The organism is Psychrobacter sp. JCM 18903, assembly GCF_000586475.1.
In the GTDB taxonomy this organism is placed as follows: Bacteria; Pseudomonadota; Gammaproteobacteria; order Pseudomonadales; family Moraxellaceae; genus Psychrobacter.
Window position 1 is genome coordinate 158,725 of sequence record NZ_BAWJ01000001.1, and the last position, 20,245, is coordinate 178,969.

10 protein-coding genes and 8 pseudogenes are annotated in these 20,245 nt (G+C 43.3%); 2 read left to right on the plus strand and 16 right to left on the minus strand.

The features are described 5' to 3' along the window. Nucleotides 1-62: 62 nt before the first annotated feature. Nucleotides 63-860 carry an enoyl-CoA hydratase/isomerase family protein gene (locus tag TT12_RS00725; RefSeq protein ID WP_045451320.1) on the minus strand — a complete coding sequence of 266 codons (798 nt, stop codon included), beginning with the start codon at nt 858-860 and terminating at the stop codon, nt 63-65. A 471-nt stretch (nt 861-1,331) separates the two neighbouring features. On the opposite strand from TT12_RS00725, the gene TT12_RS00730 reads away from it, so the two are divergent. After that, nucleotides 1,332-2,144: an alpha/beta fold hydrolase gene (locus TT12_RS00730; protein ID WP_045451322.1), complete on the plus strand. Its 813-nt coding sequence runs from the start codon at nt 1,332-1,334 to the stop codon at nt 2,142-2,144. A 237-nt stretch (nt 2,145-2,381) separates the two neighbouring features. Here TT12_RS00730 and TT12_RS00735 read toward each other — a convergent pair whose 3' ends face one another. From TT12_RS00735 to TT12_RS19200, 8 genes and pseudogenes are all read right to left on the minus strand, one after another. Then, the gene (locus tag TT12_RS00735) at nt 2,382-3,446 is read right to left on the minus strand and encodes an HpcH/HpaI aldolase/citrate lyase family protein (RefSeq protein ID WP_201539932.1); all 1,065 of its coding nucleotides are present in this window, start codon (nt 3,444-3,446) and stop codon (nt 2,382-2,384) included. A gap of 213 nt (nt 3,447-3,659) precedes the next feature. Then, nucleotides 3,660-4,855: pseudogene (locus TT12_RS00740) on the minus strand (cysteine protease StiP domain-containing protein). A 63-nt stretch (nt 4,856-4,918) separates the two neighbouring features. Further along, nucleotides 4,919-5,746: an HAD hydrolase family protein gene (locus TT12_RS00745; RefSeq protein WP_045451324.1), complete on the minus strand. Its 828-nt coding sequence runs from the start codon at nt 5,744-5,746 to the stop codon at nt 4,919-4,921. Between the two features lie 82 nt (nt 5,747-5,828). Further along, entirely contained in the window at nt 5,829-7,139 is a 1,311-nt protein-coding gene (locus TT12_RS00750) for a phosphoribosyltransferase domain-containing protein (RefSeq protein WP_045451327.1), read from the minus strand. Nucleotides 7,140-7,184: 45 nt separating this feature from the next. After that, nucleotides 7,185-7,685 carry a S1 family peptidase gene (locus TT12_RS15945; RefSeq protein WP_243443193.1) on the minus strand — a complete coding sequence of 167 codons (501 nt, stop codon included), beginning with the start codon at nt 7,683-7,685 and terminating at the stop codon, nt 7,185-7,187. Continuing rightward, complete coding sequence (locus tag TT12_RS15950; protein WP_243443194.1) at nt 7,640-7,927, minus strand: S1 family serine peptidase; 288 nt, start codon at nt 7,925-7,927, stop codon at nt 7,640-7,642. The genes TT12_RS15945 and TT12_RS15950 overlap by 46 nt, the downstream gene beginning before the upstream one ends. A gap of 8 nt (nt 7,928-7,935) precedes the next feature. Then, the gene (locus TT12_RS15955) at nt 7,936-8,424 is read right to left on the minus strand and encodes a TerD family protein (protein ID WP_045451329.1); all 489 of its coding nucleotides are present in this window, start codon (nt 8,422-8,424) and stop codon (nt 7,936-7,938) included. 87 nt (nt 8,425-8,511) lie between these two features. Further along, nucleotides 8,512-9,698 (minus strand): annotated as a pseudogene (locus TT12_RS19200) (ATP-grasp domain-containing protein). A 305-nt stretch (nt 9,699-10,003) separates the two neighbouring features. Between TT12_RS19200 and TT12_RS19205 the strand changes: the two are divergent. Then, a pseudogene (locus tag TT12_RS19205) lies at nt 10,004-11,291 on the plus strand (TerD family protein). A 136-nt stretch (nt 11,292-11,427) separates the two neighbouring features. Here the strand turns inward: TT12_RS19205 and TT12_RS00775 are convergent. The 7 genes and pseudogenes from TT12_RS00775 to TT12_RS00805 form a co-directional block, all read right to left on the minus strand. Beyond that, entirely contained in the window at nt 11,428-12,036 is a 609-nt protein-coding gene (locus TT12_RS00775; RefSeq protein ID WP_045445366.1) for a TerD family protein, read from the minus strand. 109 nt (nt 12,037-12,145) lie between these two features. Beyond that, complete coding sequence (locus TT12_RS00780) at nt 12,146-12,898, minus strand: TIGR00266 family protein (protein WP_045451333.1); 753 nt, start codon at nt 12,896-12,898, stop codon at nt 12,146-12,148. A gap of 170 nt (nt 12,899-13,068) precedes the next feature. After that, nucleotides 13,069-13,643: pseudogene (locus tag TT12_RS00785) on the minus strand (TerD family protein). 480 nt (nt 13,644-14,123) lie between these two features. After that, nucleotides 14,124-15,175: pseudogene (locus TT12_RS00790) on the minus strand (DUF475 domain-containing protein); the annotation flags it as partial. Nucleotides 15,176-15,447: 272 nt separating this feature from the next. Then, a pseudogene (locus TT12_RS00795) lies at nt 15,448-16,022 on the minus strand (TerD family protein). A 356-nt stretch (nt 16,023-16,378) separates the two neighbouring features. Next, nucleotides 16,379-18,722 (minus strand): annotated as a pseudogene (rlmKL, locus tag TT12_RS00800) (bifunctional 23S rRNA (guanine(2069)-N(7))-methyltransferase RlmK/23S rRNA (guanine(2445)-N(2))-methyltransferase RlmL). A 228-nt stretch (nt 18,723-18,950) separates the two neighbouring features. Next, nucleotides 18,951-20,137: pseudogene (locus tag TT12_RS00805) on the minus strand (mechanosensitive ion channel family protein). Nucleotides 20,138-20,245: the final 108 nt, after the last annotated feature.

Consider the following 20,245-nt stretch of genomic DNA (forward strand, 5'->3'; position numbering starts at 1 on the left):
ATAAAAGGCTGCCATTAGGCAGCCTTTTTGATGATAGCGCAAAAAAGAGTGTGATCAGGTTATTATTTACCTTGATAAACTGGCTTACGTTTTTCCATAAAGGCGGTAATACCTTCTCTAAAATCATCCGTTTTAGCAAGCATGGTCTGTTGATCCACTTCCATATCGAGCGCTTCATTGAGACCCATATAAGCGTGCGTATTAATCATATGCTTCATTGATGCCAATGCTTTTCCGGGCAGATTGCTCAGGCGCGTTGCCAATGCTAGTACGCTAGCATCCAGCTCGTCGCTACTGACCACATCATTAACCAAGTTTAAGCGTGCCATATCTTCCGCTTTGAGTTTATCGCCAAGCATGACCATCTCAGTGGTTTTTGCCACACCGATCAATTGATTCAGTAAATAAATGCCACCAGCATCTGGTATTAGACCGATATTGACAAAGGCTTGCACGAATTTGGCATTATCAGCGGCTATGCGAAAATCACAAGTCAGTGCCAAGTTCATGCCAGCACCTGCCACTGCGCCTTCTAATTTGGCGATAATAGGCTTATGAATATTACGCAACTTTAAGCTAATCTCAGCGACTTCGCCAACCATAAAATTTAGCTTATTCGACAGCGCCTCGCTTTCCATGCCGTTTTCTAACATCTCACCGATATGCCCGCCACTTGAAAAGTTATTGCCTGCGCCTTGCAGGATGATAACTCTGACGTCTTTGTCTTCATCTGCATTCGTCAGTGCATTCATCATGGCATCTTTGAGCACTGTGCTAAAGGCATTCAGTGTTTTGGGATCGTTCATCGTGATGGTTGCGATATGGTTTTCTACTTGATATTCGACGAGAGGGTGTGACATGGTTGATATCCTTAATTGAGTTTTCTATAAAACGTTTTTGGTAACACTAGCTATTGGCAGTAAATGTGACAAATAATGCAATGGCAAATACTATAGCAGTTTGAGCTTATTATAAAAGCAGGATCTGTGCGCGCTTAAGACATGATTCAGGTATGGTGTTTTTTGCTGCTATCATATTGCTAAAGCTATTAAACCTACCATTCAAAAATAAGGCTACTATCTGTAGAAAGGTTGAATTATGCTAAGGCATGTCCTCAATTCAATCGAGCATTCTCTACATGGGCTAAAAATGGCTAAATTTTGCAAACTGCGTCAACTAGCTGATGAATATATCGATATTATTTGTGCTATTTTCCTTGTTTGGTGGCAATCTATCTCATTTTTTTTACCATTTTTAAAATGAAGACACGCTCTAGAAGGCAGGTTTTAAAAGACTGATTTTTTATTTATTAAACCAACAAGGAAGTGGTTATGCCAATTATTCATGTCAATAATGTTGAACTTTATTACGAAGACAGCGCGCCAAACGATAAGCAAAAACCCGTCATGGTATTTGCCCACGGTCTGCTGTGGAATACGCACTTATTTGATAAGCAAGTCGAGTATTTCAAAGCTGGTTATCGCTGTATTACGTTTGATTTTCGAGGACAAGGTCAGTCTGAAATAACCAAGTCTGGCTATGATATGGAAACCTTAACCGAGGATACATTGGCATTATTAGAGGCACTAGATATTCATAAGTGCCATTTGTTAGGGTTGTCGATGGGCGGGTTTGTCGCCCAGCGTGTCGCACTCAAACGCCCTGAGCTATTGCTGTCGCTTACCCTGTTAGAGACTTCTGCTGATCCTGAAGATCCCAAAAACGTGCCGCAGTATCGTAAGCTGGTCAAAGCCATTCGTTGGCTGGGTCTCAAACGCGTGAGTAACAAGGTCATGCCTATTATGTTTGGTAATACTTTTTTGACAGATAAGTTGCGTAAGTCTGATCGTAAGCAGTGGTTAACGATGCTACAAGGCAATCGCAAAGGTGGAGTCATTAAGGCAACGATGGGCGTCATTGAGCGGTCAGGCACCTACGATCAGCTAGGAAGTATTACGGTGCCGACATTAATCGTGGTCGGTGATGAGGACACAGCAACCCCTTATTCGAAGGCTGAACGTATGCATTTTGCGATTGCAGGGTCTAAATTGGCAGTAATCAAGGGCGCTGGTCATACCGCCACCGTAGAAGAGCCTGAGCAGGTCAATCGAGTGATTAACACCTTTTTAGCGGACTGTGTCTAGTTTTGAGTTGGTCTTGAAATAGCCCTAAATAAGGCATCGTTTTAATAGTAATAGAGTGATGGAACCTTTGTGCTAAAAAAGCGTTATCTTGAATGTGATAACGGCTTTTTTATTGAGCGCATGTAAAAGAGTGCATTTGAAACATTGATTTAAAATTAGGGCACGTAATCATTTTTAGCCCATTTAGGCGCTTTCGTTCAGATTGAGGACATGCCCTATTAACCTTAAGGTTTTTATTTATAACCGTGCCGTATAGTCATTATTGCCGTCATCAAGAGTGCCACATGCCTCGGCACGATTGACGATTTCTGTTGCCCACGCGCGATGGGTAGCAGGCTCTAGCATAGTATTGTTATATTTAAAAACCGCTTTTGCCTCGATATGCAAGATTGCTTGTGCTTCATCTAAAATGCTCAATGGTACGCAATAGGCTTGTTGCACCAGCGCAATTTGGCTTGGATGAATGACCGTTTTGCCGACCAATCCTAAGCTAACATCGCGGGTTAGCTCTTGCATAAATAGTGTTGGCTGATCCAAATATTCAAAGACAGGCGCTGTTAAATAAAAGCCATGCGGCACAAAGCAGCCGAGCAGCTGATAGGCAAGGGTGCCGATAGGAGTATCATAAACGATGCTGTTTTTGGGACGGCGCAAACGCAATGCTGCAAACAAATCATTGCCACCGATACGCAAGGCAAATACAGGCTGGCTAAAGGCTTCTTTAAAACCAATGGCCAATTCCTGATTATGATGCGGATTAAATAGGGCTGCGGTCTCAAGCGTCGGCATCAATAGTTGCTCAGTGCTCAGATTTTGACAGGCCATACGCCAATTGGATAGGCTATACATATCGACTTTTGGCATGACAAAGCCATCAATCAAATCGATATGGGCAAAACCTGAGAGCTGCTCTAACATCGCTGGATGACGCGGGCGTATAAATACCAGCGGGCGTGTTGGTTGCTCAATCTGAATATCGGCATGTTTTGATGGGTCATTGATGCTATCGACATGCGTCGCCCATGTATGCAGCAACGTTTGCAAGCGCTCAAGTGCCAGCTCAACATCATTATGGCTAACCGCATCTTCTAGGCAGATGATAATACTATTAATCGTTGGTAATTTATCACGCTTAATGACTTGCCAAATATCTTGGCGAGTTGCTGGCATGTATAGGCTAGCTCCCAACTGATACGGGTGATGCGCATGTGGTTTTAGCATCGCATGACGCTCAGTAATAAGGTGAGCGTAAGACTGGGTGTTTTGATAAAGAGTAGACTCGTTGTTTTGCATATCTGACATAATTGGCATCATCAATAGTGATAAGTGAATGGTTATAAAATCTAAGAAGTATCATCAAGTAATATGGCTTAGCAGCAATGACCGCAAACCCAAAAATACGTTTGGTAATGTCAAATTCGTTTAGCCGACAAGAAGGAGTACTTGTACTTTTTTCTTTCGCTGCTTTGATTTTGAGATGGGTCTGGTTTATAAAAAACGCGAGTGTAGCAATGATTAATGGTCTTCGCTACGTTGCTTGATAAGCGTGATGGCTTGATAGGGATGTATTTTATCACCTAATACACTAACAATGATATTTCGCTGGGCACATAAATGTCTTAGCAGTATGGTATCAGGATGGTCGGCGCTGGCTAATAGTATGCGTTCAGGGTCACGGCGCAATATCGCCCGTGTTGCCTCTGCAATCGTTGGCTTAATGCGGTTACGATTGGTGATATCGTAGTCTGCTGCCAGCTTGTCGATTAAAGCGGCTGTCTGATAGCGCGGCTGTTGAAACGTCGGCAAGCATTGCAAAAGTGGGGCTAATGCACGGCGCACTGCATCGATATGAGCGATGAAAGCTAAGCTATGGTCGACCTCAATTAAGTTATCATAAAACACGCTGCGGTGTAGCCTAATGCTGGCTCGGTATATAAACTTCGCGAAATCAGTCCTGATACCGTGCTATTTAATAATCCTGACGGAATTAGCCAGTCATCGATACTAGCTGCAAGCCAAGCAACGCCAGCTGGATCAGCCAGCGTTAATAAGGGAATAACATCTGCCCCTTGATGAAAGATATTGGGAAAGTTTGCATGACTAGGATCGCTAAATTTTTCTAAACTATGAGCAAGCTCTTGATAAATCGCGCCTTTGCCTGTCCAGCCGTCAACAAATACGATAGGACTGTCTGGATGAGCATTCAATATCATTTGTAACGCAACTGGATCAAGTCCGCGGTCGCGAATGATGCTGATACCATAATGCACGCTCGGCAAAGCAGAGCTGCTATTAACGTCTGCTAACGCACGCTGCAACAAAACGCCAACTGGCAAACCTGCGCGCACCAAACTGACTAAGACTAGCGGGCGCTCATTACTAACGGTATTTTTATTTCGAGATTTTTGAAAAAGATGATGTAGCGTATAAGCCAAATTAGCAATATCAGCGGCAGTCCTCTCAGCTCCTTGCTCTAATGCTTGCGTGTATAGCTGCTCATGCATAGCAGTAGGCGCTTGTTCCAAGGTCAACATATCAGAATAATGACGTTGCCCACTTTGAATAAGTGCTTCTTTTTGGCTAACCGGCACGTCTGCAACCGCGTCTTTAGCGACTATATCGAGCAGTACGGTCACATCACTGGCAAGATAGCTGCCTGAGCCATATGCTTTTAATTTTTGAACATTAGGGTTTGTTATATGATGGGTCATAAAATAATTTCTACTTCTATAAACGGCGGCGATTATTGTTTTTATTTAGGAGAGATTAAGTGTTTAGAATGATTGAGAGCTAAGTCGTTCATGTAACTGACCATGATTGGGCATACCATACCAGTCAAGCAGCTGTAAAAATGGTAAATCTGCCAGACTGTCACCAAAGCCAAAACTTGGTCGCTGACTGTCTAAATAATTAGCTAACAAGAACTGTACCGCATGGCGCTTATGAACTGCGTGCGGCAATATCGCTAAATTATTCGCATTCACGTGCACATAAAAATCCTGCTCAAAGTCTCGTATTAACGTTGGCAGTTTTGCAGCGAGATCTACTAATGCTTGATGGTCTTTTTGCGCATGTTTGATAGCCAAATAAATGGTTAATTCTCTATCATTAGCGCCATTGTTAAAGCTATCGATGTGCGGTGTAAAGACCAGCTGGCTACTGTCATTTTTGCTGTGATTTGCGAATAGCTGGCTCAGCTGCTGCAATTTTTGTTGCAATGGCGCAAGCTTATTATACATATGCTGCTGCCATTCGCTTAGTAACTGCCCATCAGACGTCAAAATAATCGCGCCATGAGTCAAAACTTGCCAGCTATCAAAAGGCAGTTTTACGCGCTGGATTTCACTACGGTCACGTGCCGTCACTACGATTAGATCAGTGCTAGCAAGTAGCCAGTTAAAAAACGCCGCTTGGCGCTGACTCATAAAACTTAATGGCTCGCCTTGTTTGTTAACGGTTGCGCAAATCAATTTTTCAGCTTCAGTGGTGGGTAAGTCCCATGCGTCAATTTTACGCTGAGTTTGAAAGAGCGTATCGTCCAAATCCATTAGCGCGTAAGGCTTAACGATATCAGGATTGGCTTGAAAGAATAGGCTGGTCATAAAGGTGTCCGTAAGGGTTAAATGTGAAAAGCAGAGCTGGATTTAGAGGATGGTTTTAATGGGACAGTTCTTATAAAATAATTTACAGCGTCGGACTCACCACCAATACATTATCCAAACCTTTCCACATAGCATCAACGCTATCAGTGGACGTTTCCACACACAAGACAATCAAATCCCAATCGCTAGGTGCAACGTTATACGCAAAGTTGGTCATACCAAGCCCATAATTATCATTAAAACTTAGCATCGAGGTAATTGCGCCACCAAGCGCAATCGGTGAGCGGGTTAACGCACTAAAATTAACCGTATTCTTACTATTCTCTATATGCGTATTTTGCGCAAGCCATTCAGCCAATAAAAACGGTAACCAAACAAACTCATTACTGCCCAATACTAAGATACGCTGTGGCAACTGTTCTTTATCAAACGGCTCTTTCTCAGGTTGAGCTTGCTTGTTAAAAACGTTAAAGGCAGTTTGAAATCTCAAAAGATAATGATCAAACCCATCGGTGCTATCTAGGGTTGGGAAACGTCCCCAATTGCCAGTATTACCTAGAGACTGACTGCCTGCTTCAGTTGTATCAACCGATGGCATCGTTATCGGTTCAGGATTGGGCGCATCTGTCCAAGTCCATACACCAGACAGTAGATGATGACGTTGAAAGTGGATATTGGGCAGGCGTTTTGCGATTTGGTCAGATACAGCTTCATTGGCATCGGCTGCCTTCTGATTCTGGTTTAAAGACCAATCAACCAAAGTGGTAAGATGTACTTGCTCTAGTTGGTCAAGTCCTGCGTTACGAAGGGCAGTGACGACATTGACGCAAGTATTGCCCGTCGATGCTTCATCATCCACCATAATCAAGGTCTTGCTCGCTAGTAATTGCGCTTGGGTCACTGTATCTGCACTTTGATAAATGAGATGCTGGCTGGCATGACTGTGATCTTCGCTGAAAGTGGTTAATAAAGAGTCGCTGCTACTGTTTTTATTGTCATCATGTTGCGCATGACGCGTAGAGTTCAATAGTAAGGCATTGGGATAACGCGTTTGCAGCGCTTGGTGCACACCGGCCGATAAGCCAACCGCCGTCTCTGCCATACCGATGACTAAAATCGGCTCAGGCAAATCGCTAGGAACCAAATTCGCCAAGTCAGTAAAAGCTTGACGCATGGTACTAGGAGCCACTGGAACATGACGACCTAATACTTTTGAGACAAACAAAAAGGCACGTTTTGGGTTAATGCGTTGTGCAAAGCCAAGTAAGTCTTCTAATTGATAATCGTTACTTGGTTCTGCTCTATTTTTCGTAGTGGCTGAATTGGTTTGATAGGTTAAATCAAGATTGCCGCGTGGTAGGGTAATGGTCGTGCTGTGTTGCTTATTTAACATTCATATTCCTTTGGACTTTCTTTTATATATAGTTACGTGTATTTCCTAACTCTGACAACCTACTAACCACAAAGCACCACGGCTTTTTTTACTTAATTGCGGTGTGGTCAACGCGGCAGCTGTCGTGCGTAACATGCCAGATGAGTCAGATAAATTATCTAAACTAATTCCAGCGCTCGCGAGTAGGGCGGATAATAACTGAAATTTCACCGCATAGTTCATATTTTGTGCATGCTCATGGACGAGGCTGGACGTTACCATGCCGATAACTTCGCCAGTCGGCAGTAATAAAGGGCTGCCACTAGAGCCTGGCTGAATAGGCGCAGTAAATTGCAGATAGCGAATATCATCGCCAAACCCTGTCAGTCCTGAGATGCAGCCTTGCGTTACTTGTAATTGGCTACTCAATCCTGATAACGGAAATCCCAAGGTGGTGATGGTTTCACCCAAATTATCAGTACAACGCTGTGCTAAGGGTAAATAACTTGGCAGTGGCTCACTTACTTTAATAATGGCTGAATCACTACCAATATCGCTGAGTACCACTTGCGCCTCACGATCGGGCTGCCCTGCTGACGCACACCAATCATTGCCGCCGACTCAATGACATGATAGCAAGTCAATAGATGATAAGGGTCAATAGCAAAAGCCGTCCCTGTCCAAGTTTCACCAGACTGAACGTGTCTTGGTGGGCGCGTATCACTGTTAGGATAATCCTGCTGCGCACGTTGAGCATCTTGGATAAGGGCGTGCGTATCTGGCGGACGCATATCGAGGCTAATTTGCACATGATGCTCTAGGCTTGCCAGCCTTGCGTAGAGCTTTCACCAAGGGCGCGGCATTTAAATTGTCCATTGCGTCGGTATATTTCTAATATGATTGCTGCTTTAATATGGCGCTCACTTGCGATAAATTCATAACGAATATCGCCATTGTTTAGCGTTAAATTTACTTTGCTTAATTCGACAGCGGGTAAGTTGAGGCTTGGCTCATGATAAACATAAGCAATCAGTTGTAAAAAGCTTACCCCTTGTTTATCAAATAATGCAGGCAAATCCAGTTGCCATGCGCTTGGATTATCTTTGCTATTGAGCTGCGCCCATTCCTTCGGTTCATGAAGATAAGCAGGACTACAAGCGGCTTTGCGATGCTCATCCAAAGGCAGCCATAATAGCCCAAGCTGCACGCCAAACTTTGACTGATCTGTCGTTGCAAAGGCGACCGAACAATTCGCTGTCGCGATGACCGTATTTGCCCCTAACACTAACGTGGTTTGTGCTGTCATCGTTTGCCTCTTATTGAATATATTCGGTTGCCATGGATGTATTATTGTCGATTCGTTGCCGTCAGCTTTTTATATGATTATTTTGACTTATTCAGTGATGTCTTCTTCAACTTTTACACCGACCATAATAGAGCGCACTTGGCAGGGGGTTATTTGTTGCGCGATATCAGCCAGTATCGGTTTATCGGTTAAGCCCAGCCAATAAGCAAATCCAACTTGGGTTAAATCCACACCGCTGTGGGTGGTGTAATCAATGCCACCAGAAGGGCGGCTATTAATCTCAAGCACACGGTGCTGACCGTCATCATCAGCTTTGGTTTGCACACTGACGATGCCATCGCAGCCAAAGGCTTTTATGAGTGGAATGACGACATCCATGACCGCTTGCTCGTAGCCGATATGCTGGATTTTCCCTGTTTTATAGCGGGTGACAGCAGCTAATACTTCGCCATATTCACAGACGACATCGATAGAGTACTCTTGCCCTGACAAGTAAGGCATTAGCAGCATGGGAATTGGGCGTTCCTGCACCATGACACTGTTTGCATAAGCATTGATAAATTGCGCCGTATTTATTTTTTTCTCTTCGGTAAAGTATAAATGCTCAAAGCTGTCGTATTGCTCGTCTGTTTCTGTACCTGCTTCTCGACCCATCTCTTTAACTTTGCTCAGTCGCCAAAACCCTTGAGCGAAAATACCCGTAACCGGTTTGACGCATAATGTTGGTGACCGTACGTAGCAAGTAATGCTTCAAGCTCTGCGACATTATCAAAGCGCCACGCCTCGGCAACGGGAATATCATGCTCATGACACTGCTGCATAAAGGCAAACTTATCATCTATCACTTCTAACGCTGTCACACTCGCTGCACCCGTCAATAAACGAATACCAGCCGCGTCAAAAGCCTCACGGTGGGCTTCATAATCAATACCATTGCGCCCAGTGAGCAACACTTTTACGTTGTTTTTCTGCGCTTGTTCTAACACAAACTGCCAACGCGGCATCAATGGCTCAACAGATTCGAGCACTGTTTGCTCATCGTTATCTGCGGTGCTAGTAGAAGGCTCGCGGTAAACGCTGTCAGCAAATTCAAAAATCTCAGGTCTATTGTGGCGGTGTGAAGCGATAATGTTGAACGGAGTATCAGCGTGATTTTTTAGGGTTTGCAGGCTGGCTAACATATCACGCTGGCTTGACTGACCTTCAGCTAACCAAACGGCAGGTGAAGCGGCAGTTGATGTTGTATGATCGTTATCGTTAGCAGGGGTTTTCATAATTCTCTCAGCATTATCGTAGGTTTTAGATATAATTGAATAATTCACTATCGTCATCGCAACACCATCAGGAATATAAGCAAGCCGTAATATTGCTAATAGTAGGGGCTATTATATACAAATGCTAAGCGTTATAAATGCTGCTGACAAAATAGCATGAAGGATTTGTAAAAATATTTTTTAGGGTCATTGGCATGTTATTGAACGGTTGTACGCTTTAAAAGTCAGCGGCCATCCATGCTACTATATGACAATTATTAGCATAACAAACACACGCACATAATAAATAATTCAAAGGATGTATGATGAGCCAAATCCAACCTCAAAAACTGATTGCTGGTGCCAATGCGCCACTGCCAACAGATCATATTAGCATTCGTATTTTAAGCCAAAATGCGGTCGATTGCGCGGCATATCGCCTGACAACTGACGGTAAAGTACGCGGCGATGGCGACATGATATTTTATGGGCAGACACGTAGCATGATGGCAGTGTGAGTTTCCGTGGTCATGATAGCGATGGATTTTTTGATATTAATTTACCTGCGCAGCCTGCAAATATCGAGAAGATAGCATTAGCGTTTTCTAGCGCGCAGACGCTTGCGCAAGTTGGCGATGTCGATATTCAGGTATTGCAAGGCAGCCAAGTGCTGATGACTTGCCAACTAAGTGCAGCTGGACGTAATGAAAAAGCCATTATTTTAGCGGAATGTTATCGCCGCCAAGGTAGCTGGAAGTTTCGTTTTATTGCCCAAGGTTTCGAAGGAGGCTGAAGCCTTTGTCTGAGCATTTTGGTGTAGAGATTGCTGATGAAGCGCCCGCTCAAAGCCCTGTACAAGACCAGTCACAAGGTCAAGCTCAGCCCATCAATACGCAGCGCCCAATCAATACGCAGAAAGCAGGTAGTGCGCCTCAAACAAGCGCGCCGCCGCCAATTCCTACAGCTTCTCCAAATCCGTCAATTAACCTAAGCAAAATCACTTTAACCAAAAATCAGTCTAGCATCAACCTAAAGAAACGTGATGACTTTGGTAAAATTTCTGTTAACTTAAACTGGAATCAAAATCCGACTGCCAATCAGCAAGCACCCAAAAAAGGCTTGTTAGGCGATCTTTTCAAACAACATAAAGCGGGCGGTATTGACCTTGATGTTGGGGCGATGATTCATCTGAAAAATGGTGAAAAAACCTTGATTCAGGCATTGGGTAATCGCTTTGGTAGCTTAACATCAGCGCCTTATGTGTGTTTGCGTGCTGATGATAGAACGGGACAAGTCAGCGGCGGTGAGTGGCTAGATATTAACGGTCAGCAGTGGTCGCAGATAGAAGAGGTGTTTATCTTTGCTTTCATCTATGAAGGTGCACCAAATTGGGCGCAAACCGATGGTGTCGTGACCATTCATGTGCCAGACCAACCACCAATTGAAACGCGTTTAACGGAAGGTACAGGTAATCTACCGATGTGTGCGATTGCGCGTTTGGTCAATCAGCAAGGTAGTATCAACGTCGAGCGTATTAATCAGTATTTTAAAGGACATCAAGAGATGGATAAAGCCTTTAACTGGGGCTTTAGCTGGAAACGAGGGAGTAAGTAAGTGCTTTAATTATATTCTTTTGCACATGTAAAAAAACAGCCCATCTACGATTAGATGGGCTGTTTTTTATCAATAATGTTGCTTCAATAGCTCATTTTAACGGATGAAGGCTAATCCAACTCAAGCTTTTAATCCTTTACGCATGCGGCGTGATGGCAGGCATCAAATCATGAAAGGTGCGACCAGAAGCCGTTTCACCAATCGCATGCATTTTCCACTCGTTATTATGACGATATACTTTTGCCATAATCATCGCGGTATGCCCACCTTGCGCTGATAAATTGTAGCGCGCGACTTCCTGATTGTTATTGGCATTGACGATACGACAAAATGCATTTTCTACCGTTTCAAAGGTTTGACCAGTGAAACTATTGACCGTAAATACTAGAGAGACGACATTGGCAGGGATTTTTGAAAGATCGACATTGATAACTTCGTCGTCACCATCGCCGTCGCCAGTGCGGTTATCACCAGTATGGACGATACTGCCATCTTTTGATTTCAGCTGACTGAACCAAATCGCATCGATGGCTTGTTTATTGGTATCAAACATGATGCACGAAGCATCTAAGTCAATCGAGTCGCCGCCGCTACCACCACCGAATAACTTGCCCAGGAACCCACCTTTTTTATCTTGAGGGTTTTGAGCAACGTCCCAGCCTAGACCCAGTTTTACTTGGGTAAGCTCGCCGCCCGCTTCTTTGCTTAGGGAGATTTTTTGACCTTTTTGTAAACTAACTGCCATGTGATATTCCTTATACTACAGTGTTATAGTAATTGTGAGTAGAGGGTTAAATAAAGTCTATAATGACGAGGAGTCGTTGTAACATAAAGCTTTAAAAACATAATAATAGTTATAAGATATTGCCAAGTAAACTGTTACTGCCGCCACGACCACCTGAGCTAGTCCCTAAGACGCTTTGTAGCCAGCCTTGGTAACTATCACGATTACGAGAGCAGATAATGACTTTGCCTGAGCCTGAGAAGTTTAAAACCATACCTTCGCCACTGGTGACCGAATTGATGATATTGCCCATGAAGCCTTTTTTCTTACTGGTGGCGACCGACAGTTTGTATTCCAAACGCGAGTCCCAACAGACCACATGGCCGTTATCAATGATGACGTCTTTACCAGGTTCGACATCAATCTCAAACAATGAGCCAAAACCCGATACCACTACCTGACCTTGACCTTGCGTCTGCATCACCATAAAGCCGCCAGTATCACCAAAGACGGCGCCACCTAGATTACGTTGAATCTTAGCCTTCACATCGACACCCGTTTGCGCCGCGACAAATGCGCCATCGCTTAAAGTATATTGCTGCGCACCGCAATCAATGATTTGCATATCACCGTCGAGCGTTGGCGCAAGTAAACAATCGCCTTCACCGTTCACGGCTTCAATCTGCTGCTGAAATAAGGATTCATCATTGGCAAAACGGCGCATAAGTGATTGCATCAGACCGCCTTGCAGCTTACCTTTTAGCTCAAGGTTTGATTCCATCATCACCATTGCATTGGCTTCACAATAGATGGAGTCGCCTTTTTTGAGATTACAATGAAGAAATGGTTCAATGGTACCGATTAAGCTAAACGTGGCGGTCATAGGGTGCGAATCCTTATATCAGTATTCTATATGTTTGTAAGTTATGTCTGTAAGTCGCTTCACCATAGATTTTCGCTAGCCTATTACTTTTAAAGCCATCAAATGCGATAGTAGGGCACACTTGATGGCTTTTCGGGCTTATATTATTAGCGTTAGATGTTAGTTAGCTCTTAAACATTAACGCCATAAGAAGCCGCTAATGGTCCAAGACCACCACTGAAGCCTTGACCAACGGCACGGAATTTCCAGTCACCACTATGGCGATACAATTCACCAAAAATCATCGCAGTTTCGGTACTACCGTCTTCTGATAAGTCATAACGTGCGATTTCAGCATCGCCATTGTCGTTAACGACACGGATGTAGGCATCACCCACTTGACCAAAGTTTTGATTGCGGCTTTGACCTTCATAAATAATCGCACAGATAGCGACTTTGCTTACGTCAGCTGGAATGCTAGCAAGATTGATTTTGATTTTCTCATCATCGCCGTCGCTTCACCAGTACGGTTATCACCTGTGTGCTCAACCGCGCCATTGTCTGACTTTAAGTTGTTAAAAAAGATGAAATCTTGGTCATTACGTACTTTGCCCGCTTCATTGACCAAAAAGCCAATCGCATCTAAGTCAAACTCTTGACCGTCAGTAGCACGTGGATCCCAGCCAAGACCGACTGTAATATTGGTTAAACCCGGCGCTTCTTTTGATAAGTTTACGTTGCCGCCTTTTGTTAAGCTAATAGCCATATAAATATCCTTTTGATTAATAATTGAGTGGATTGAATGATAAAAAAAATAAACTAAAATAGTGCAGTGGTCGATATATAAATGCAAACAATGAATAAATTTACTCGTATGCCACGCCCTGCATATCATTACGATTTACTATACTAAGCGATTGCTTACTAAGCAAGGCGTATTTTGTGTGATTACGATATGATTACTAAGGGACATATCAATGCTGCAAGTCTGATACTTTTTAACCGTCCGAGCAACAGTCGTTAAGGTGTTGTTATCAAAAAGTAAATTAGATCGTCAGGCAGTGCAACATAAAAAAGCACTTATTCAACGGGTGTCAAATAAGTGCTTTAGAGCAAAAACGGGTCATACCAACTGCTTTGGTACAACCCGTCTATTTTTAAACTAATTTTATCTATCCACTTTATACTGTTTGATATTAAAAATTTTTGCTTGGTTTTTTAACATCGAACGAGCATCAAGTAATTGATTTGCTTCTCGCTTACGATAATTGAGTGAAGCGACAAACGCCCAACCAATAAAGGTAATACCAATCAGACCAGTGATAAGCTCTGGTACATGGAATTTCACTGATAGCAGCATGATGATAGCTAAAGCACCGATAGCATAATGCGCGCCGTGCTCCAGATAGACATATTCATCAAGGGTGCCTTTATCGACTAAGAAGATAGTCATCGAACGTACGAACATCGCACCAATAGCCAGACCTAGCATAATAACGATTACGTCATTAGTAATCGCAAATGCGCCGATCACACCGTCGAAACTGAATGAAGCATCAAGGACTTCTAGATATAAGAAACCGATAATACCACCTTTCATAATCGCGCTAGTTGCAGCACCAGTACTATTACCTTGAGCGTCTAGTTCTTCTTCAAGATCACCCTCTAACATACCAGAGACCACTTGTACGCCAAGATAAACCAAGATGCCCCATACGCCAGCGATTAGGACCGCAGCTGATTGCTCAGGCTTGGCAAATGATACAGCAATCATCAAGACGATAAGCGCGACAAACACGCTCATGGCATCGACTTTACCTAATTTTGCCAGACGGCTCTCAAGCCAATCGAACCAGTGTACTTCTTTTTCATCAAAGATGAAGTTTAAGAAGACGAGTAACAAGAAAATACCACCAAATGCTGAGATTTCGGCATGATGTGCCAATAGTCTGGCTGAGTATTCTTTAGGATCATTCAATGCCAAATCGATTACTTGCATCATACCAAGGTCGGCAGTAACAGCGACGATAACAATAGGGAATACCAAGCGCATACCAAAGACGGCGATTAAAATACCTACCGTTAAAAATATCTTTTTCCAAAACTCGTCCCAGCCTTAAGGACTGAGGCGTTGACCACCGCATTATCAAACGATAATGAAATCTCCATGACGGCCAAAATAGCGGTAATAGATAGGGTGGTTATCATACCGCCCATACCGCCATGTGAATATCCCCACCATGCCGCGACCGCTAGGGCGATGGCTGTGAAAATAAAGTCTAAATAAAAATGTCTCATGACACATCCTGTCTGGTTGCATAAAGCTAAGGTCGGCCTACTATAGGCAATAACCACAAAAAAGCGGTTATTGCTAACCACTTTTTTTGCATAATTCTAAACGAAACATAAAGCATTACTAGTCATTTAGCTATGAATAATTGTGACTATTTTGCAACCATATTTTACAGCCATTATCATTGCTAATGGTGAGTAAAAATAGAGGCTAATACCTGCGTTATATTTTGAGTTTAATTGTCATATAGTAGTCTAAGCATGAATAAGTTATCAAGTTAGATAACAACGCCATACTGTTGACACATGCTTGCAAGCCGCCTGAATAGCCTTGACCAACGGCACGGAATTTCCATTCACCGTTGTGACGATAGACTTCGCCAAATACCATTGCCGTTTCAACAGAGTAATCTTCTGCCAAATCAAAACGTACCACTTCAGTGCCTGTCTCTTCATTCACGACACGAATAAAGGCATTGGCAACTTGACCAAAGTTTTGACTACGAGCCGCCGCATCATGAATAGTGACAGTGACGACAATTTTATCCACATCAGCTGGGACTTGAGTCAGATTTACTTTGACGACTTCATCATCTCCATCACCTTCGCCAGTGCGGTTATCACCAGTATGCTCAACCGCGCCATTATCAGACTTAAGTTGGTTATAGAAAATGAAGTCATGGTCGCCGCGTACTTTACCTGCCGTATTCAGTAAAAACACACTGGCATCAAGATCAAACTCAGCACCAGAAGTTGCGCGTTCATCCCAACCAAGACCAATCAGTAACTTGGTTAAATTTGGGTCAGTCTTGGTGAGCGATAAGTTACCGCCTTTATTAAGTGATAATGCCATGGGATTGTCCTTATTATTAAAGTAAAAGGTTATTAGAGTAGGGAGAGGGGCAATATTAAAGCAATAGCAATGCAAGCTATCAGACGTAAGCTAAAGTAGCAAAATTGATAGTGGGATTGAACTGGTTGAAAAATTATATAGTCAAGGAATTTTAGAATCGCTACAAGGCGACCGACCGCAGATAGTACACTGAGTACATCTAGGGCGGGTAACACCGTAGCGGTTTAAAAGTGCTCTGACTATAGCTGCAAAACTATTGCTTAATGACGCTCTATCATAACAACAAAAAATGACCCAATCAAAGCCGATTGGGTCATTGTTATGTGTACGATCAGACTGACCATAAAAGTTGGCGTCTAAATGCGGTGGTTAACCTTTAAATCCATCCATAAACCTAAATTATCAGCCTGACGATGACGAATCTCAAAACTTTGATGAATGGGCTTTTTAATATCAAAATCAAAACCAATGGTTTTTGGGTGATATCAATAATTTCATAACGCTCAGTTAGTTGCTCATCGAGCTCAAAGCGGGTAAAGTTATTTGAAAAATACAAAATCCCGTCGGAGGTCAAGCGGTTCATCGCGCGATTAATGAGGGCAGAGTGGTCGCGCTGCACATCAAAGGTACCTTGGAACTTTTTCGAATTCGAAAGTCGGTGGATCGATAAAGATGACATCAAATTGTTCAGTATTGTCTTTAATCCATTCAAAGATATCAGCTGCGACGAATTGATATTTATTGCGGCTAACGTCCAGACCATTTAATACAAAGTTTTGCTTGCCCCAGTCTAGATAGTTCTGTGACAAGTCAACGCTAGTGACTTTTTTCGCGCCAGCCAATGCCGCATGGACACTTGCGGTACAGGTATAAGCAAATAAGTTCAGTACGGATTTATTACGACTGTTGTCTTTGATACGGGCACGCATATTACGGTGATCAATGAACAAACCCGTATCTAAATAGTCCGTAAAGTTGACGTAAAAATACGCACCATCTTCACGTGCAACATGAAATTTACCACGCTTTTCTGTGGTGTTCTGTTTGCTATATTGGTCATTACCAGACTGGCGTGCACGGGTCTTGATGAATATTTGTTCACGGTTAATACCAAAAACTTCACGAATACCATTAGTGCCAAGTTGAAGCGTTTTTTAGCCGTCTCAGGTGGAATGGTTTTTGGTGGCGCATATTCTTGCACGTGCACATAGTCGCCATATAAATCGACGGCGACTTTGAAGTCGGGCAAGTCAGCATTGTAAACGCGCAAATTACTAACCTTGTCTTTTTTAGCCAACTTCTTCAGCTTGGACAGATTTTTTTGCAAGCGGTTGATAAAGTCTTGTCCCTCTTCCACTTCAATCTCACGTTTTTCGAAGCGACTAACGAGATTGCCCGTTTGTCCCGCAATCAAGGTGCCATAGCGGAAATAAACGGTGATAGCACCATTATGACAGCGTAAGGTTTTTGGTTCTTTGATAGGTAAGATATCAACTTGCTCAACATTAGATGCCAATATGCCAAGCATTGGATCGATGCCGCTACCAGCAAAGCTGTCTTGCAAAATAAGCCCAATCGCTTGATATAACGGCTTAATCATCTCTTCGTCACCCAACGCTCACCATAAGGTGGGTTGGTGATGATTAGAGGATTGCTCAATCGACCGTCATCGACTAGTGGCTTCAAAATAGTGCTCAGCTGGTCAAGCGCACGCGTCTCAAGATCAAGTAATGGTAGTAAATCTTGCAAACCTGCGGCAATCAGGTTTTTCTCTGTTGCTAAAATCGCGCCGCTATCAGCATCAAAACCCAAAATCAGCGGTAATGTATCTGGTTGCTCATTAGCAATTGCTAAGGCTTCGCGGAAACGTGTCTGGGCATCATCGATCATCTGTTGCCATAAGGCATCGTCATGATGCTGCCATTGGTAAAAACCAAATTGATTGGCGGCTTTATCGATACCCACGGCATAATCGCAATGCATGAGTAGTGCTTCAATAATAAAGGTGCCAGACCCACACATTGGATCAATTAGCGCATTATAAAAAGGTGCATTGCCAGCTTCATTTTTCTTGTGCCAGCCTGCACTATATAGTAGAGCCGCTGCCAAGTTTTCTTTGAGTGGCGCTTCAGTCATTGCCACACGATAACCACGGCGATGCAAACTGGTACCTGATAAATCTAAATACAGCTCAGCTTGCTTATCATTCACGGTTGCAAATATAGAAAAGTCTGGGTTTTTACTATCGACGTTAGGACGGCTGTCATAAACTTCATTGAACGTATCTGCAATCGCATCTTTAATACGTAGCATCGCAAACTGTTGACTGACGGCGACACGCTTATCGACCGAAAGACGAATGGCAAAGGTTTGCTCTAAACTAAACTGCTCAATCCAATTGACCGATTTTGCCAAGCCATAAAGTTGCTCAGCCACATCGTATTCGGCATTGATGTTTTTGCGTTTAATGAGCATTAGTACCCGCGAGGCGACACGTGACCACAAACAAATGCTATATAAGTCACGCAAAGTACCAGTAACTGCCAGACGGCCTGTACTTTTGATTTCACTTGCAATACCAAAACTTGTCAGCTCAGTTTGGAGTGGTGCCTCAAGCCCATCGGCACAGGTGATAATAAGGTCAAGCGACAATTCTGGTGAAGCTGCTGTTAGAGGTGCGGGCGCGGTTGTTTCGGTCATACGGATACCTGTGGGCTAAATTGATAAGTAATGCACATCATAAAATAAGATGTTTAACCGCCAATTTTACCATAATTCAAGGCAGGATGGTTTAAAGTAGTGGTGTTTATCAAAGAGAGATTCAGTAATGTCATCTTTCACAGAATCATGCTTATCATACTAAAGATGAAAACCTTACGCCTAAAAATTGTGGGATAAATCGTCCAAGGGATAAATAATCTAATGAGCTTATTTATCCGCTTTGCTCAGTGGTGGCGTTTCTGACACGACCTGCGTTGTAGTTGCAAAAGGTTTAGTGGCAATAGGATAATCCACATCCTTTGGCATAAGCAGACGCATATGAGGGTAAGGAGTAGAAATATTAGCGGCATCAAAGGCACGCTTGATATCTTCTTTTAGACCTTCTTTAATTTTGGGCATGCGCGCGACAGCAGCAGGCTTGACCCAAAAACGCACAATAAAAAACACTCCGTATTCACCAATTTCATCCACGGTGGCCGAGGTTTCAGGACGGCTGAGTACCACATCGGTATGAGTAAGCACCTGCAAAATTTCCTTGCGAGCAGTATCGACATCATCTTCAAAGGCGATACGCACACGAATATCGAAACGTATGAAGTTCTTGGAGGTTAAATTGGTCACCTCAGAGGAGGCAACGTTAGAGTTGGGAATAATGACGGTGATGTTGTCTCGCGTCAAAATATGGGTGGTGCGTAACGCAATGAGTACGACGCGACCCTCATTGTCATTGATATGAATCCAGTCGCCAACCTGAAAAGATTGTTCGAGTAAAATGGTAATACCTGCAATGAAATTAGCAAGCGTTGATTGGGCAGCAAAACCGACTGCCAAACCCACAATCCCTAAACCTGCGACCAATGAGACGATATCGAAACCAAATTGCGCCATGACGCTGGCAAGTCCGAGTACCAATAGCAGCACTGACAAGATGTTTTGAAGCAGCTGCTCTATAGAAGCATTGAGACCATAATGCTGTAACACCTTATGGATAATCTGTCCAGATGACGCCCAAAGTACATAATAAATACCCGCCCATGTACTGGCTTTTGCAGTAGCTTTGATAGTCTCTGGCTCAAAGTAAATCTGGCTCATAATGGCAATCAAGCTGGCAACTATCCAGATATAACGCAAGACTGAACGGACAATCTTAGTACGGCGCTCATTCAGGCGGATTTTTGTCCTACTTTGCTTAAGGATGTAAATGGCAAGCCAATAAAAAATCCCAACACTGCCAGCAGTATTAGGATTTTGATGGCAGTACTAGCGAGCTCTACCGCTTGAGACGACCAATCAAGTGACTCTTCATCGACAGAGCCACCAAGCGCAAGGTAGAGGCTAGTATGCAAGTCACGAACAATCTCTTTAAAAAAATCAGTAATACTAGCGATTGCCATTTTTTGGTCCATGCAGAGTTTTTAAAGTACCTCAAGTCGTCAGTGCTACCAAACACAACATGAGTGATGATTAATACGGCACATCCTTGTTTTGAAAGTGTAGCTGAG